This window comes from Conchiformibius kuhniae DSM 17694, from assembly GCF_000428785.1.
Taxonomy (GTDB): domain Bacteria; phylum Pseudomonadota; class Gammaproteobacteria; order Burkholderiales; family Neisseriaceae; genus Conchiformibius; species Conchiformibius kuhniae.
Map to the genome: position 1 here is coordinate 5,690 of NZ_KE386799.1, position 14,997 is coordinate 20,686.

The 14,997-nt window shown below is 57.9% G+C and carries 16 protein-coding genes; 10 read left to right on the plus strand and 6 right to left on the minus strand.

The window, feature by feature from the left end:
* Together G392_RS13990 and tsaD are read right to left on the minus strand one after the other, a co-directional pair.
* Window positions 1–227 (minus strand): hypothetical protein (locus G392_RS13990; RefSeq protein WP_211224370.1); only part of this gene is annotated, 227 nt, incomplete at its 3' end.
* A 350-nt stretch (window positions 228–577) separates the two neighbouring features.
* Window positions 578–1,618 carry a tRNA (adenosine(37)-N6)-threonylcarbamoyltransferase complex transferase subunit TsaD gene (gene tsaD, locus G392_RS0110355; RefSeq protein ID WP_027010148.1) on the minus strand — a complete coding sequence of 347 codons (1,041 nt, stop codon included), beginning with the start codon at window positions 1,616–1,618 and terminating at the stop codon, window positions 578–580.
* A 186-nt stretch (window positions 1,619–1,804) separates the two neighbouring features.
* Between tsaD and murC the strand changes: the two genes are divergently transcribed.
* The 7 genes from murC to G392_RS0110390 all read left to right on the plus strand — a co-directional run bounded on the left by murC (window position 1,805) and on the right by G392_RS0110390 (window position 9,207).
* Window positions 1,805–3,214, plus strand: a complete 1,410-nt coding sequence (murC, locus tag G392_RS0110360) for a UDP-N-acetylmuramate--L-alanine ligase (protein ID WP_027010149.1) — start codon at window positions 1,805–1,807, stop codon at window positions 3,212–3,214.
* A gap of 26 nt (window positions 3,215–3,240) precedes the next feature.
* A complete protein-coding gene (locus G392_RS0110365) occupies window positions 3,241–4,164 on the plus strand; it encodes a D-alanine--D-alanine ligase (protein WP_027010150.1) in 924 nt (307 codons plus the stop codon).
* A gap of 105 nt (window positions 4,165–4,269) precedes the next feature.
* On the plus strand, window positions 4,270–5,094 hold the full coding sequence (locus tag G392_RS12820; protein ID WP_051255696.1) for a cell division protein FtsQ/DivIB: 825 nt from the start codon (window positions 4,270–4,272) through the stop codon (window positions 5,092–5,094).
* A 15-nt stretch (window positions 5,095–5,109) separates the two neighbouring features.
* Window positions 5,110–6,444, plus strand: coding sequence for a cell division protein FtsA (gene ftsA / locus G392_RS0110375; protein ID WP_027010151.1), 1,335 nt, complete (start codon window positions 5,110–5,112; stop codon window positions 6,442–6,444).
* Window positions 6,445–6,601: 157 nt separating this feature from the next.
* Window positions 6,602–7,825 carry a cell division protein FtsZ gene (ftsZ, locus tag G392_RS0110380; RefSeq protein WP_027010152.1) on the plus strand — a complete coding sequence of 408 codons (1,224 nt, stop codon included), beginning with the start codon at window positions 6,602–6,604 and terminating at the stop codon, window positions 7,823–7,825.
* Window positions 7,826–7,893: 68 nt separating this feature from the next.
* Window positions 7,894–8,676, plus strand: a complete 783-nt coding sequence (gene trpC, locus G392_RS0110385; protein WP_027010153.1) for an indole-3-glycerol phosphate synthase TrpC — start codon at window positions 7,894–7,896, stop codon at window positions 8,674–8,676.
* Window positions 8,677–8,715: 39 nt separating this feature from the next.
* On the plus strand, window positions 8,716–9,207 hold the full coding sequence (locus G392_RS0110390; protein WP_027010154.1) for a hypothetical protein: 492 nt from the start codon (window positions 8,716–8,718) through the stop codon (window positions 9,205–9,207).
* A gap of 41 nt (window positions 9,208–9,248) precedes the next feature.
* Here the strand turns inward: G392_RS0110390 and G392_RS0110395 are convergent, their stop codons facing one another.
* Genes G392_RS0110395 through G392_RS0110405 form a run of 3 tightly spaced genes read right to left on the minus strand, consistent with a single transcriptional unit; the run spans window position 9,249 to window position 11,646 of the window.
* Window positions 9,249–9,578 (minus strand): FKBP-type peptidyl-prolyl cis-trans isomerase, encoded by a 330-nt coding sequence (locus G392_RS0110395; protein ID WP_027010155.1) that lies wholly within the window; start codon window positions 9,576–9,578, stop codon window positions 9,249–9,251.
* Window positions 9,579–9,585: 7 nt separating this feature from the next.
* Window positions 9,586–10,839, minus strand: a complete 1,254-nt coding sequence (gene murA / locus G392_RS0110400; RefSeq protein WP_027010156.1) for a UDP-N-acetylglucosamine 1-carboxyvinyltransferase — start codon at window positions 10,837–10,839, stop codon at window positions 9,586–9,588.
* Between the two features lie 60 nt (window positions 10,840–10,899).
* On the minus strand, window positions 10,900–11,646 hold the full coding sequence (locus tag G392_RS0110405) for a lysophospholipid acyltransferase family protein (protein ID WP_027010157.1): 747 nt from the start codon (window positions 11,644–11,646) through the stop codon (window positions 10,900–10,902).
* A 199-nt stretch (window positions 11,647–11,845) separates the two neighbouring features.
* Here G392_RS0110405 and htpX point away from each other — a divergent pair, with 199 nt between their 5' ends.
* The 3 genes from htpX (at window position 11,846) to G392_RS0110420 (ending at window position 14,419) form a co-directional block, all read left to right on the plus strand.
* Window positions 11,846–12,709 (plus strand): protease HtpX, encoded by an 864-nt coding sequence (gene htpX, locus G392_RS0110410; protein ID WP_027010158.1) that lies wholly within the window; start codon window positions 11,846–11,848, stop codon window positions 12,707–12,709.
* Window positions 12,710–12,800: 91 nt separating this feature from the next.
* Window positions 12,801–13,745 (plus strand): thioredoxin-disulfide reductase, encoded by a 945-nt coding sequence (gene trxB / locus G392_RS0110415; RefSeq protein ID WP_027010159.1) that lies wholly within the window; start codon window positions 12,801–12,803, stop codon window positions 13,743–13,745.
* Window positions 13,745–14,419: a sulfite exporter TauE/SafE family protein gene (locus G392_RS0110420; protein ID WP_027010160.1), complete on the plus strand. Its 675-nt coding sequence runs from the start codon at window positions 13,745–13,747 to the stop codon at window positions 14,417–14,419. Before trxB ends, G392_RS0110420 begins: the two co-directional genes overlap by 1 nt.
* Before the next feature lie 48 nt (window positions 14,420–14,467).
* Here G392_RS0110420 and G392_RS0110425 read toward each other — a convergent pair whose 3' ends face one another.
* Entirely contained in the window at window positions 14,468–14,809 is a 342-nt protein-coding gene (locus G392_RS0110425; protein WP_027010161.1) for a helix-turn-helix domain-containing protein, read from the minus strand.
* Between the last annotated feature and the right edge of the window lie 188 nt (window positions 14,810–14,997).

Here is a 14,997-nt window from a genome sequence, read left to right on the forward strand (position 1 = left end):
GGGGGATTGTTGGGCTGTGAACCGTTGTTGCTGCCCGTGTTTGGCGGATTGTTGGGTTGCGAACCGTTGTTGCCCGCATTTGATGATGCGGTGCTTGGTTTTTTACCGCCGTTGCTATTGACTTGGTGGGCGGGGTAGGTGTCGCTGCTTAAGGGCATATTGTCGCTGCCGCAAGCGCCGATGCCGAGCAGCAATGCCCCAAACAACAGGGTTTGTCGTATGTTCATCAAGATTCCTTTTCGGTGTGAAACCCCGCCGTTGGCGGCGGTAAAATCAGCTTCATTCGGGCGGGGCGTTATTCCGTCCGAACCATCGGGGCAAGGCATCGGGCTGTGCTTGATGTGCAGTCCTGTGCGTTGAAACATGGTGCTTTCCTTTAAAAATGTGAAAGGGCAAACCTGTGCGGCACGGAACATCTGCGCTGCCAAAGGGCGGGACAGGTTTTCGGGGTGCAACTTGTTTGATTTTATCATAAATTTTTTCTGTTGCCGCATGCCGGTGCGGGCGGGGGCATCGTTTGTGGCGGAAACGGGGCAGTCGCAAAAAAACCGCCCCGATGGGGCGGTGTCGGTGGGGTTTATGGCGACAATTGGGCGAGCGGCCAACGCGGGCGCACGGTAAACGCCCCCGCAGGCGCGGCTGCCTGAACGCCGTGCCGCAAACGCATCGCCCCCGCAAACGCCATCATCGCGCCGTTGTCGGTGCAGAGCGCGGGCGGCGGGAAAAAGGTTTGCACGGCTTCTTTGCCGATGGTCAGCGCACACAGGCGTTGGCGGAGCTGCCGGTTCGCGCCCACGCCGCCCGCCACCACCAGCGTGCGCAAGCCCGTTTGCCGCAACGCGGCTGCGGCTTTGGCGGCGAGTACGTCCGCCACCGCATCTTGAAAGGCGCGGCAGATGTCGTTGCGGACGGATTCGGGCAGGCTGCCGCCGTGTTCGGCACGGGCTTTTTCCACCGCCGTCAAAACGGCGGTTTTCAGTCCGGAAAAACTCATGTTCAGGTCGCCCGAATGCAGCATGGGGCGCGGGAAACGGTAGGCATCGGGTGTGCCGAGTTCCGCCAGTTCCGACAGTTTCGCGCCGCCCGGATAGGGCAGCCCGAGCAGTTTTGCCGTTTTGTCAAAGGCTTCGCCCGCCGCATCGTCCACCGTTTCGCCGAGCAGGACATAGTCGCCCACGCCGTGCACCGCCATAAATTGCGTGTGTCCGCCCGAAACCAGCAGTGCGACAAAGGGAAAATCCACGCCTTCGTCCGTCAGCAGGGGCGAGAGCAGATGTCCTTCCAAGTGGTGAAGCGGCAACACGGGTTTGTCCAGCGCAAACGCCAGCGCGTTGGCGTAGGACGCGCCCGCCAGCAGAGCGCCGCCCAAGCCGGGCCCTTGCGTGTAGGCAACGGCGTCGATGTCGGCAAAATCCGCGCCCGCGTCTTTCAGGCAGCTTTGCGTGAGCGGAACAAGGCGGCGGATGTGGTCGCGGCTTGCCAGCTCGGGAACGACGCCGCCGTATTCGGCGTGCATCGCCATTTGCGTGTGCAGGGCGTGGGCGAGCAGGCCGCGCCGCGTGCAGTAGAGCGCGATGCCGGTTTCATCGCAGGAAGATTCAATGCCGAGTACCAACATGTTCAGGCTGCCTGAAAAACAATCCAAACCGTCATTTTAACGCCAAGCCCGCCCCCGTGAAAACCGCATAAAAACAGGCATCGGCAAAATAGTGATAAAAAAGCATGGCGCAAGCGGCGTAAGCCCTTTAAAATATCGGCTTTTTGGCGCAAACAGGCTGCCTGAACGCGAAAAAGTAGCAAACCCATGAAAAACAGAGTAAACAACATCCATTTTGTCGGCATCGGCGGTTCGGGCATGTGCGGCATTGCCGAAGTGCTGCACACGCTCGGTTTTCAGGTTTCCGGTTCCGACCAAGCGCAAAGCGCGGTAACCCGTCATTTGGACGCTTTGGGCGTGCGCGTGTTTCCCGGCCACACCGCCGAACATGTCAACGGCGCAGACGTGGTGGTTACTTCCACCGCCGTCAAGCCCGACAATCCCGAAGTGGAAGCGGCGTTGGCGCAACACATTCCCGTGATTCCCCGCGCCATGATGTTGGCGGAACTGATGCGTTTTCGGGACGGCATCGCCATCGCCGGTACGCACGGCAAAACCACCACCACCAGCCTGACCGCGTCCATTCTCGGCGCGGCAGGGCTTGACCCGACTTTCGTGATTGGCGGCAAACTCACCGCCGCCGGCACCAACGCCAAGCTGGGCAAAGGGCAATACATCGTTGCCGAAGCCGATGAAAGCGATGCGTCTTTTCTGTATTTGTCGCCGGTGATGTCGGTGATTACCAATATCGACACCGACCACATGGACACCTACGGCCACAGCATCGACAAACTGCATCAGGCGTTTGTGGATTTTGTCCACCGTATGCCTTTCTACGGCAAGGCGTTTTTGTGTACCGACAGCGAACACGTCCGCGCCGTCGTGCCGAAAATCAAAAAACCCTTCGCCACCTACAATATTGATGACGACAGCGCCGACCTTTCCGCCAGCAATCTGCAAACGGACGGCGCACAAATGACTTTTGACGTGCGCGCCCGCCACAAACACGGCGTACACGAATTTCCCGTGCGCCTGAACCTGCCCGGCCGCCACAACGTCCTCAACGCGCTGGCGAGCATCGGCATCGCCTTGGAATGCGGCGCCAGCGTGGCGGCGGTGCAGGAAGGTTTGGCGAACTTCGGCGGCGTGGGACGGCGTTTCCAAAGCTACGGCGAAATCAGGCTGCCTGAAGGCGGCAAAGCCCTGATTATTGACGATTACGGACACCACCCCGTAGAAATGGCCGCCACGCTTGCCGCCGCGCGCGGCGCGTATCCCGACAACCGCCTGGTGCTGGCGTTCCAGCCGCACCGCTACACGCGCACCCGTGATTTGTTTGAAGATTTCGTGCAGGTATTGGGCGGCGCCGACAGCGTGGTGCTGACCGAAGTCTATTCGGCGGGCGAAGAACCGATTGTCGCCGCCGACAGCCGCGCCTTGGCGCGCGCCCTGCGCGTGTCGGGCAAGGTCGAACCGATTTACTGCGAAGACGTGAACGAACTGCCCGCCGTGCTGCTGAACGTGTTGCAAGACGGCGACGTGGTGCTGACGATGGGCGCGGGCAGCATCAACCGCACCGCACAGGCATTGGCGGATTTGGCGGCGCAGGCTGCCTGAGAAATATTTTGAAAGAAAACATTATCATGCAAAACTTTGGCAAAGTAGCGGTGTTGGCGGGCGGATTTTCCGCCGAGCGCGAAGTGTCGCTGGCAAGCGGCGCGGCGGTGTTGGACGCACTCAAAAGCAAAGGCATCGACGCACGCCTGTTTGACCCCGCCGAGCGCGATTTGGGCGAACTGAAAACGCAAGGATTTGATATTGCGTTTAATATTTTGCACGGCACCTACGGCGAAGACGGCACGGTACAAGGCGCCTTGGACGCGCTGGGCGTGCGCTACACCGGTTGCGGCGTACTCGCCTCCGCGCTGGGCATGGACAAATACCGTTGCAAACTGATTTGGCAGGCGCTCGGTCTGCCCGTGCCGCCGTATGCCGTGCTGCATGACGACAGCGATTTTGCCGCCGTAGAAGCGCAATTGGGCTTGCCCCTGTTTGTCAAACCCGCCGCCGAAGGCAGCAGCGTGGGCGTGCACAAAGTCAAACAGGCGGGCGAATTGGCACAAATTTACAAACAGTTGCGCGATGAAAAACTGCACGGCGAAATTTTGGCGGAACAATTTGTTTCCGGCGGCGAATACACCTGCGGCGTGTTGGCGGGCGAAGCGCTGCCGAGCGTGAAAATCATTCCGCAAACCGAGTTTTACGACTACGAAGCCAAATATTTGCGCGATGACACCGTCTACCAATGCCCGTCCGATTTGCCGCCCGAACAGGAAGCGCACATGCGGGCGTTGGCATTGCGGGCGTTTGCGGCAATTGGCGGCGGCGGCAACTGCGGGCGCGTGGACTTTTTGCGCGGCGCGGACGGCGCGTTGTACGTTTTGGAAGCCAACACCCTGCCCGGCATGACAAGCCACAGCCTGATTCCCAAAGCCGCCGCGCAATGCGGCATCGGTTTTGCCGATTTATGTGTTAAAATTTTACAAACCGCTTACGTTTCAAATTAAAAAGCCGCACATCGGGCGCAAGCGGACGTGTCGTCCCGACCGCTTGGCGGGCGGACACCGTGATGCCGGTAAACGCGGCACAGGGCGCACCGAAAAGGAATGTTGATGAATAATCAGGAAAATTCGGCAGGCAGCATCATGCTCAAAGCACTCTACGGCTTGGTGGGGGTGTTTTTGGTGGGTGCGGGCGTGCGCTGGATTACCCACCACAGCTATTTTCACATCGCCACCATCGATTTGGTCAGCGTGCATCAGGGCGAACCGCTCAAATATGTGGACAAACAAAAACTGTTTGACGCGGTCAAACCGCATTTGAGTGGCAGCTCGTTCTATGTGGACTTGGACGCGGCACAGGAAGCGGCGCGGCATTTTACATGGGTGAGCGATGTCAAAATCGAGCGCACCGCCTCCAACACCATCACCGTTACCGTGAAAGAACACGAACCTGTGGCGCGGTGGATGCGGCAGGGTCAGCCGGCAGGCTTGGTCGATGCGGACGGACAAATTTTTCAGGCAGATTACGATGCGCCACTGCCCGAATTTGACGGCGCCGCCGAAGACCAGCCGCAGATGGTTTCCCAATATAAAAGTTTTTCAAACGAGTTAAAGCCTTTGCGTTTGCAGATTCTGCGTTTACAATATACCCCGCGCTCATCGTGGTCGATGATGCTCGACAACGGCATCGAGCTGCGTTTGGGCAAACAGGAAGTCAATACCCGCATGAACCGCTTTGTCAGCGCATGGCAGCATTCTTTGCGGGAAAAGGCTTTGCAGTTGGATTATGTGGACATGCGCTATCCCGACGGTTTTGCCACGCGCAACCGTTCGCGTACCGCCAGCAATGCGACCGAAGCGCTTGAAATGGCTTTGGCTGCCGACAGGGCCGGAGAGGAAGCTCCCAAACCGGATTCAGATGATTTACCCAATTAACCGAGATGAATAAAAATGGCTGAAAGCAAACAATATATCAGTGCGCTGGATATCGGCACGTCTAAGGTAATCGCCCTAATCGGCGAGTTGATAGACGACGAAATCCATATTGTCGGCATCGGACAAGCCCCCTCGCGCGGCCTGAAAGCGGGCATGGTAACCAATATCGATGCCACCGCACAGGCCATCAAACAGGCGATGTCGGAAGCAGAACACATGGCCGATTGCAAAGTAACCGGCTTAATTACCGGCATTGCCGGCAACCACATCCGCAGCCTCAATTCGCAAGGCGTGGTGCGGATTAAAGACGGCGAAGTTACCCAAGCCGACATCGACCGCGCCAAAGAAACGTCCAAAGCCGTCAATATTCCGCCCGACCATCAGGTTTTGCACACGGTGGTGCAGGAGTACATCATCGACAACCAGCCCGGTGTGCGCGAGCCCATCGGTATGAGCGGCATCCGTCTGGACACCCGCGTCCACATCATCACGGGCGCGGTTACCGCCATGCAAAACATTCAAAAATGCGTGCAGCGTTGCGGGCTGGTGGTGGACGACATCATGCTTCAGCCCTTGGCAAGTGCCGATGCGGTGCTGACCGAAGACGAAAAAGAATTGGGCGTGTGCGTGGTGGACATCGGCGGCGGCACCACCGACATCGCCGTGTATACCAACGGCGCAATCCGCCATACCGCCGTGATTCCCGTGGCGGGCGACTTGATTACCCGCGATTTGGCACACGCGCTGCGTACCCCGTCCAGCTCCGCCGAATACATCAAAGTGCATTACGGCGTGGCACTGGCAAACATCGAAGGCTTGGACGATATGGTGGAAGTGCCCAGCGTGGGCGACCGCCGCTCGCGCCAAATTTCCCGCCGCGTACTCGCCAGCGTGATTCAGCCGCGTGTGGAAGAAATTTTGGAGCTCACGCTCAACGAATTGCGCCGTTCCGGCTTCCCCGAAGAAGTGCTCACTTCCGGCATCGTGCTGACCGGCGGCGCATCGCTGCTGCGCGGCATGGTGGAGCTGGCGGAAGACGTGTTCAACCTGCCCGTGCGCATCGGCGTGCCGCCGGAAATGCCGGGCTTGTCGGAGCGCGTGCGCAATCCGCGCTATTCCACCGTCATCGGTCTGCTTCAGGCAGCCAAAGAGCAGCACGAACGCAATCCGCGCGTGCGTTCGGTGGTGTCCACCCGCAAACCGATTCCCGCGCCCAAGCCCGTTACCGGCGACCCCCTGTTCGACCCCGAACCGCCCGTCAGCCCGCCGCGCTACCAGCAAGACCGCTACGAACAGCCGCAGCCGAGCCTGTTTGCCCGCATCAAAGAATGGATTAACCGCACCCTGTAAACCGTTTGCGGCAAACTGTTGTGAAACACCACGCCGTACGGGGTCAGGCAGAAGTCTTTTTGCCAATATGCCGAGACTTCTTTATAATTAGCGCATATTTTTAATTTTAAATTTGTCTTTACATGCCCCGCCGAGGGTATGAGGAGTTTTTACTGAAATGGAAAAACCGATTTATAACTTTGTCGAAGCCCCCACCGGCCCGGCAGTCATTAAAGTTATCGGCGTAGGCGGCGGTGGCTGTAATGCAATTAACAATATGATTGAAAACCCGATTCAGGGTGTAGAATACATCAGTGCCAACACCGATGCCCAATCGTTGATGGACAATATGGCGCCGAACAAAATCCAATTGGGCGCAAGCCTCACACGCGGCTTGGGCGCGGGCGCGAACCCCGAAGTGGGTCGTGCGGCGGCGATGGAAGACCGCGAAGCGATTGTCAAAGCCATTAGCGGCGCGGACATGCTGTTCATCACCACCGGCATGGGCGGCGGCACCGGCACGGGCGCAGCCCCCGTCATCGCCGAAATTGCCAAAGAACTCGGCATTCTCACCGTTGCCGTGGTTACCCGCCCGTTCAAACACGAAGGCAAACGCGGCGTGGTGGCGCAGCAAGGCATCGAGCAGTTGAAAAACCACGTGGATTCGCTGATTGTCGTGCCGAATGATAAACTCTTGGCAGCATTGGGTAAAGGCACAACCGTGCGCGAAGCCTTCCGCGCCGCCAACAATGTGTTGCGTAACGGCGTGGCGGGCATTTCCGAAATCGTTACCTGCCCTGGCTTCATCAATCTGGACTTTGCGGACGTAAAAAACATGATGAGCATCATCGGCATGGCGATGATGGGCATCGGCGAATCCAAAGGCTCCGACCGCGCCCGCATCGCAGTGGAACAGGCGATTTCCAGCCCTTTGCTGGACGACATCAGCCTGAGCGGTGCCAAAGGCGTGCTGGTGAACATTACCACCGCGCCCGATTGCCTGATTTTGGACGAATATCAAGAAATTATGTCTGTGGTGGGCGAATATGCCTCGCCCGATGCCGAGCTGAAATTCGGTACGGCGGAAGACATGAACATGCCCGAAGAAGCCATTCGCGTGACCATTATCGCCACCGGTTTGCGCGAAAATTCCGAGCGCAGTGCCGATGTGCTGACCCATCGCGGCGGCGGCGGTTTGCGCGGTGCGGGCGGCAGCAACCGCGAACGTGCCGCCGCATCGCAAGCGTCCAACAGCGTGGCGGACATGCTGCCCGGTATGGAAGGCGTGATTCGTTCCGGCCGCAACACCCGCAGCGTGAATCTGGTGGCGGCTGACTTCTCCAGCCAGTCGGTGCTGGACGATTTTGAAATCCCTGCCATGTTGCGCCGTCAGGGCGACTGACACGCAGCATTGTCTCAACGGGCTGCCTGATTTTTCAGGCAGCCTTACTTTTAAATCAATGGGTTGATATGTCCGATATTCTGCAAAAAATCCTTGCCGAAAAAGCACGGGAAGTGGCTGCCGCCAAAGCGGTTTTGCCTTTGGATGCGCTGCGCCGCCAAGCCGAAGCCGCCGCACCGCCGCGTGATTTTATTGCCGCCGTCCGTGCCAAACATGCGCGTGGTGATGCCGCGCTGATTGCCGAAATCAAAAAAGCCAGTCCGTCCAAAGGGCTGATTCGGGCGAATTTTGCGCCTGCCGAGCATGCGCGTGAATACGAAGCGGCGGGCGCGGCGTGTTTGTCGGTGCTGACCGATGCGCCGTTTTTTCAAGGTGCGCCCGAATATTTGCAGCAGGCGCGTGCGGCGTGTGCCTTGCCCGTGTTGCGCAAGGACTTTATCATTGACGAATATCAGCTTTTTCAGGCGCGGGCGTGGGGCGCGGACGCGGTTTTGCTGATTGCGGCGGCGCTGGACACGGCACAATTGCGCCGTTTCGAGCAGGTGGCGCACGATTTGGGCATGGCGGTGCTGTTGGAGCTGCACGATGAGGCGGAAGCGGAACGCTGTGCGGCGCTGCACACGCCCCTGCGCGGGGTGAACAACCGCAATTTGCGGACGTTTCAAGTGGATTTGCAGCAAACCGTCAAGCTGTTGCCCCATCTGCGCGACCACATCGTCATCACCGAAAGCGGCATTGCCTGTCGTGATGATGTGGCGTTGATGCGCGGGCATGGCGTGCATACTTTTTTGATTGGCGAAACGCTGATGCGTGCGCCCGATATTGGCGCGGCGGTACGCGCTTTGTTCTGATACAGGCTCTTTATCGTTGATGATAAAGGGAAATGGTTTATGAAACAGATAAAATGGTTTGTGCCGTTGGCGGTGGGTTTGTTGGCGGCGTGTTCTTCCGAAACGTCCGAGCAGCTTGCTTCTGCCGCGCCAAGCCGCGCATCGGGCGAAGATTTTGCCGCCGCCGCCGCTTCATCGCCGATTGCGGCGCAGATTTTCAACAGCCCGCAGGAGCAGGACATTTTGTCCAGCAGCCGTCAGGCGATGGCGGAGGTGAGCGCATCGGAAGTGGCGGCGGCGGCATCGGCAGCGTCCGCAGCTTTGTCCGTTGATGCGGAAAACAATTTGGCATTGCCTGCGCTTGCGCCCGCTTGCGAGCGTTATTTCCGCCGTGCCGAGCAGTGTTTTTCGCAAAACGAAAACCGCGATGCGCTGCTGGCAATGTTGGACGAGGCGCGGGAAGAATTGGCGCACGAGCAGCCCGATGAAGCTGCCTGCACCGATTTGAACCGCAGCTTTGATGCGGTGGCGCGGAATTTGGGCTGCCATTGAAGCGGAAAAAGGGTTTGCACAAAACGGCAAACCCTTGTTGTTTATTCGGAAACGCGCAGCAATTCCACTTCAAACACCAGCGTGGCATTCGGCGGAATCACCCCGCCCGCGCCGCGTGCGCCGTAGCCCATTTCGGGCGGAATGGTCAGCTTGCGTTTGCCGCCCGCTTTCATGCCCGCAAAGCCCTCGTCCCAACCGCGAATCACCTGCCCCGCGCCCAGCGTGATGGTGAGCGGTTGGCGGCGGTCGAGGCTGGAATCAAATTTCGTGCCGTCCGTCAGCCAGCCCGTGTAGTGAACGGTGATGTCCTTGCCTTTCACGGCTTCCGCGCCATCGCCGACAGTCAAATCTTCAATAATCAAGGTCATGATTGTTTTCCTATTCTGAAACACGTTCAATTTTCGCGCCCACGCCGCCGAGTTTTTTCTCGATGTGTTCGTAGCCACGGTCAAGGTGGTAAATCTGCTCTACGGTGGTGATGCCGTCCGCCACCAAGCCCGCAATCACCAAGCTGGCGGAAGCGCGTAAATCGGTTGCCATCACCGTTGCGCCCGACAATTTTTCCACGCCGCAAATCACGGCGGTATTGCCTTCGGCGGAAATATCCGCACCCATGCGGTTCAGCTCGGGAACGTGCATAAAGCGGTTTTCAAAAATGGTTTCAACCACTTTGCTGTTGCCCTCCGCCACCGCGTTCAGGGCAACGAATTGCGCCTGCATGTCGGTGGGAAAACCGGGGTGCGGCACGGTGCGCAGATTGACGGCTTTGGGGCGGCGCGTCATTTCAATGGTGATGCGGTCGGCTTCGGCGTGAATGTTCGCGCCCGCTTCGCGCAGTTTGTCCAACACGGCTTCCATGGTGTGCGGTGCGGCGCGGTGCAGGGTAACTTTGCCGCCCGCCATTGCCACCGCGCACAAAAACGTTCCCGCTTCAATGCGGTCGGGAACCACGCTGTGTTCGCAGCCGTGCAGTTTGTCCACGCCCTCGATGGTCATGGTGGCCGTGCCGATGCCGTCAATTTTTGCGCCCATTTTCACCAAGCATTCCGCCAAATCCACCACTTCCGGCTCAACGGCGCAGTTTTCCAACACGGTGGTGCCTTCCGCTAAAGTCGCCGCCATCAGCAGGTTTTCCGTGCCGCCCACCGTAACCATGTCCATAATCACGCGCGCGCCCTTGAGTTTGCCGGTGGCTTTCACATAGCCGTGTTCCTGCGTAATCACCGCGCCCATCGCTTCCAAGCCTTTCAGGTGCTGCTCAACCGGCCGCGCACCGATGGCGCAACCGCCCGGCAAACTCACTTGCGCTTCGCCGAAACGCGCCAGCGTGGGGCCCAGCACCAAAATGGACGCGCGCATGGTGCGTACCAATTCGTAGGGGGCGCAGGTGTTGTTGATGCTGCTGCCGTTGATGTCAAAGGTGCTGACGCCGTCTGTGGACACGCTTGCGCCCATGCCCTCCAGCAGTTTGTGGGTGGTTTTGACATCGGCGAGCATGGGGACGTTGCTCAAACGCAGGGTGTCGGCGGTGAGCAGTCCCGCACACATCAGGGGCAGGGCGGCGTTTTTCGCGCCGGAAACGGTGATGTCGCCGTAGAGTGCGCCGTTGCCGGTGATTTTCAATTTGTCCATAGTATCGCGCTTTCTGAAACGGAAATGGGGGAGAGTGCGGACATTATAGTGGAAAACACCCTATGCGGCATCACGCGGCGCGGGTGCGGAATAGCACGGCCCGACCCCGCCGATTTCCGCCTGACGCGCCTCAATCCACTCTTCGCAACGGCGCATCAGCTCCGCCTCATTGCCCGCCGTGTGCGGCACGGGTTCGCCGATGACCACCCGTACCGTACCCGGATATTTCAAAAACGAATTGCGCGGCCAATACTCGCCACTGTTGTGGGCGACCGGCACCAAATCCATTTCCAACAGCTTTGCCATCTTTGCCGCGCCCAATTTGTATTTGCCGCGCTCACCCGCCTTTACCCGCGTGCCTTCGGGAAAAATGGTAATCCAAAAGCCCTCCCGCTTGCGTGCCAAGCCCTGTTCCATCAACTGCGTGGTGGCTTTCGCGCCCGCTTTGCGGTCGATGCCGATGGTTTTTGCCAGCTTCAAGCCCCAGCCGAAAAACGGAATTTTAAACAACTCCTTTTTTGCCACATAAATTTGCAGGGGGAAAATTTCCTGCAATGCCAGCGTTTCCCAGCCGCTTTGGTGCTTGGCACAGATAATCGCCGCCTGTTTGGGAATGTGTTCGCGCCCCTGCACCTCGTATTTCAGCCCGATGATGTGCTTGAGCGACCACATCAGCAGCAAAGCCCAACCGCGCCCGACCTTGTTCGGGCCTTGCGGAAACAGCATGGCAGGCACCACACAGACAAACATCAGTATCGCGCTGACCGACAAAATCAGCCAATACGCCAAATTACGCACAATCAACATCGTCCCGTTCCGGAAGTTTTGAGCAAAAGCGCGATTGTACAAGCCCGTGCCGCGCCGCGCAAAGGAAAAGAAGCGGACGGGTGCGGGCGCATTTGCATAAGTTTGCGGTTGAAAGCCTTTTCTTTCGCGGATTTTTTGCGATAATCGCCCCTGTCCGCAAGGACGTTTTTTGTTTAACACAAATCACAGGGGATAACGAGTGAAACGTATTTTCTTATTTTTGGCAACCAATATTGCCGTTTTGGCGGTCATCACCATCATTTTCAACATTTTCGGGCTGAATAAGGCCACTTCGCTGGGCGGGGTGTTGGCGGGGGCGGCGGTCATCGGCTTTACCGGTTCGATTATGTCGCTGCTGATGTCCAAGTGGTTGGCGAAAAAATCGGTGGACGCGCAAGTCATCGAGCAGCCCGCCAACGAAACCGAAGCATGGTTGGTGCAAACGGTGGAAAATCAGGCGCGGCAATGGAATCTGAAAACGCCCGAAGTGGCGATTTACGATTCGCCCGAAATGAACGCTTTTGCCACAGGCGCAAGCAAAAACAATTCTTTGGTGGCGGTGAGTACGGGCTTGCTGTCGGGCATGACCCGCGATGAGGTGGAAGCGGTGCTGGCGCACGAGATGGCGCACATCGGCAACGGCGATATGGTTACGCTGACCTTGATTCAGGGCGTGGTCAATACGTTTGTGGTGTTTTTCGCGCAGATTATCGCGCAGTTCGTGTCGGGCTTTTTGAATCAGAGTGATGAGGGCGAGGAGCAGGCGCAGGGCGGGGGCTTGGTGTATTTTGCGGTAAACATCGTGTTGCAGATTTTGTTCGGCTTTTTGGCAAGCCTGATTACGATGTGGTTCAGCCGTCAGCGCGAGTACCGTGCCGATGCGGGTGCGGCGAAGCTGGTCGGTGCGCCGAAGATGATTGCGGCTTTGCAGCGTTTGCAGGGGCATGGCAGCGATTTGCCTAACGAGATGGCGGCGATGGGCATTTCTGCGGCGGAAAAGGATTCGATTTGGAGCACCCACCCGAGCTTGGACAACCGCATCGCCGCTTTGCAGCAGCTTTGATTTTGACGGTTTGACACGGTCGCGCCGCCCGAACTTTCGGGCGGTTTTTTGTTATACTAGCCGTTTTGTTTTGCCATGAAAGGCTGTTGGCATGAGCCACCACAAATTGATTATTCTGGGTTCGGGCCCCGCCGGTTATACCGCCGCCGTTTACGCCGCCCGTGCCAATCTGCAACCCGCGCTGATTACCGGCTTGGCGCAGGGTGGGCAGTTGATGTCCACCACCGATGTGGAAAATTGGCCCGCCGATGCCGACGGCGTGCAAGGCCCCGAGCTGATGGCGCGTTTTCAGGCGCACGCCGAGCGTTTTGGTACGGAGCTGATTTTTGATGAAATTCACACAGTGGATTTGCACAAGCGCCCGTTTGCGCTCACGGGCGATGCGGGCGAATACACCTGCGATGCGCTGATTGTGGCAACGGGCGCATCGGCGAAATATTTGGGTTTGCCCAGCGAAGAGGCGTTTGCGGGGCGCGGCGTGTCCGCCTGTGCCACTTGCGATGGCTTCTTTTATAAAAATCAAGAAGTTGCCGTGGTCGGCGGCGGCAACACGGCGGTGGAGGAAGCCCTGTATCTCGCCAACATCGCCGCCAAAGTTACCTTAATCCACCGCCGCGACACTTTCCGCGCCGAAAAAATCATGGTGGACAAACTGATGCGCCGCGTGGAAGAAGGCAAAATCGCCTTAAAACTCAATGCCGAAGTGGACGAAATTTTGGGCGACGATGCGGGTGTAAACGCCGTGCGCCTGAAGTTGGCGGACGGCGGCCGCGAAGAATTGGCGGTGCAGGGCGTGTTTATCGCCATCGGTCATAAACCGAATACCGATATTTTTCAAGGACAACTGGAGATGGACGAAACGGGCTACCTGAAAACGCGCGGCGGCACGGGTGCGGATGTGGGCGCGACCAATATTGACGGCGTGTGGGCGGCGGGCGATGTGAAAGACCATGTTTACCGCCAAGCCATCACCAGCGCGGCATCGGGCTGCCAAGCCGCTTTGGACGCGGAACGCTGGCTGGACAGCCAACACTGATGCACGGTGAAATCACGCTGCTGACCTTGTTTCTGCTGGGTTTTTTCGGCGGAACGCACTGCATCGGCATGTGCGGCGGTTTGAGCAGTGCGTTTGCCCTGCAACTGCCGCCAAATGTCGGACGCATCAGGCTGATTATTCTGTTGAATTTTGGCAGAATTGTCAGCTATGTTGGCGCGGGTGCCGCCATCGGCGCGGTGTCGCAAGCGGGCATGCTGCTGGACGACACCCGCCGCGTGCAAACGCTGTTGATGCTGCTTGCCAACGGCTTGCTGTTATTGACGGGTTTGTATCTGGCGGGCGTGTCGCAGCTTGCGGCGCGGCTGGAAGGCATCGGCAAACCGGTGTGGCGGCGGCTCAATCCCGTGTTGAACCGTCTGCTGCCCGTCCGTTCGGCGGCGGGTTGTGTGGCGGTGGGGCTGTTGTGGGGCTGGCTGCCCTGCGGCTTGGTGTACAACGCCGCGCTGTACGCCTTGGGAAGCGGCTCGGCGGGAACGGGCGCGGCATATCTGCTGGCATTCGGCTTGGGTACGCTGCCCAACCTGCTGGCGGCGGGTGTGTTTGCGGCACAACTGCGCGGCGTATTGCAACGGAGCGGCGTGCGCTTGGCAGCAGGGCTGACGGTGGCGGCATGGGCGGCGTGGCAATTGGCGAATATGATTTTTCACCTTTAATTAATCAAAAAATCTGCTTGAAACAAGCCGCGTTTCAAGCAGATTTTTTTATGGTTCGCGCAAACGCTCGCTCAAAATCTGAAAAATATCGCCAAGCAGTTTGCGGTCGTGTTCTTGCAATTGATTGAATAAATGGCATAAGCGGCGGGCTTGGTCATCTGCAAGCGGGCTGTTTTCATCCAATAAATCGGCACTGGAACAGCCAAACAGTTCGGCAAGCTGATACAAACGGGCAACGGTAGGCATCACCAAACCACGTTCCATGCGCGACACTGCCACATAGCCGATGCCAAGTTTTTCAGCAACTTGCTCTTGCGTGAAGCCTGCTTGCTGGCGGCGTTTGGCAATGCTTTTTCCGATTTGGCGGTTGATGATAGAAAAGTCCGGCATAAGCGTTATTTGAAAACAGTTGGCAAAACCTGCATCTTGTCGCATCTCTGTCTTGACTTACATATCTTTTAATGAGATATTTGGACTTATAAAGTTCAATTTAAAAGAATGGGGTACGAATCTACGTTTTTCATTGAACGTTTTAATCAAAGACATATCGTGATATTGCCATTATTGTTTGTGCAATA

What these genes read in the sequence shown, in the direction of transcription:
- ftsA (WP_027010151.1), top strand. Translation starts at nt 5,110, where the DNA reads ATGGCTGAAAGCAAACAATATATCAGTGCGCTGGATATCGGCACGTCT.
- G392_RS12820 (WP_051255696.1), top strand. Translation starts at nt 4,270, where the DNA reads ATGAATAATCAGGAAAATTCGGCAGGCAGCATCATGCTCAAAGCACTC.
- murA (WP_027010156.1), bottom strand. Translation starts at nt 10,839, where the DNA reads ATGGACAAATTGAAAATCACCGGCAACGGCGCACTCTACGGCGACATC.
- G392_RS0110420 (WP_027010160.1), top strand. Translation starts at nt 13,745, where the DNA reads ATGCACGGTGAAATCACGCTGCTGACCTTGTTTCTGCTGGGTTTTTTC.
- G392_RS0110390 (WP_027010154.1), top strand. Translation starts at nt 8,716, where the DNA reads ATGAAACAGATAAAATGGTTTGTGCCGTTGGCGGTGGGTTTGTTGGCG.
- tsaD (WP_027010148.1), bottom strand. Translation starts at nt 1,618, where the DNA reads ATGTTGGTACTCGGCATTGAATCTTCCTGCGATGAAACCGGCATCGCG.
- trxB (WP_027010159.1), top strand. Translation starts at nt 12,801, where the DNA reads ATGAGCCACCACAAATTGATTATTCTGGGTTCGGGCCCCGCCGGTTAT.
- G392_RS0110425 (WP_027010161.1), bottom strand. Translation starts at nt 14,809, where the DNA reads ATGCCGGACTTTTCTATCATCAACCGCCAAATCGGAAAAAGCATTGCC.
- trpC (WP_027010153.1), top strand. Translation starts at nt 7,894, where the DNA reads ATGTCCGATATTCTGCAAAAAATCCTTGCCGAAAAAGCACGGGAAGTG.
- murC (WP_027010149.1), top strand. Translation starts at nt 1,805, where the DNA reads ATGAAAAACAGAGTAAACAACATCCATTTTGTCGGCATCGGCGGTTCG.
- G392_RS0110405 (WP_027010157.1), bottom strand. Translation starts at nt 11,646, where the DNA reads ATGTTGATTGTGCGTAATTTGGCGTATTGGCTGATTTTGTCGGTCAGC.
- G392_RS0110365 (WP_027010150.1), top strand. Translation starts at nt 3,241, where the DNA reads ATGCAAAACTTTGGCAAAGTAGCGGTGTTGGCGGGCGGATTTTCCGCC.
- ftsZ (WP_027010152.1), top strand. Translation starts at nt 6,602, where the DNA reads ATGGAAAAACCGATTTATAACTTTGTCGAAGCCCCCACCGGCCCGGCA.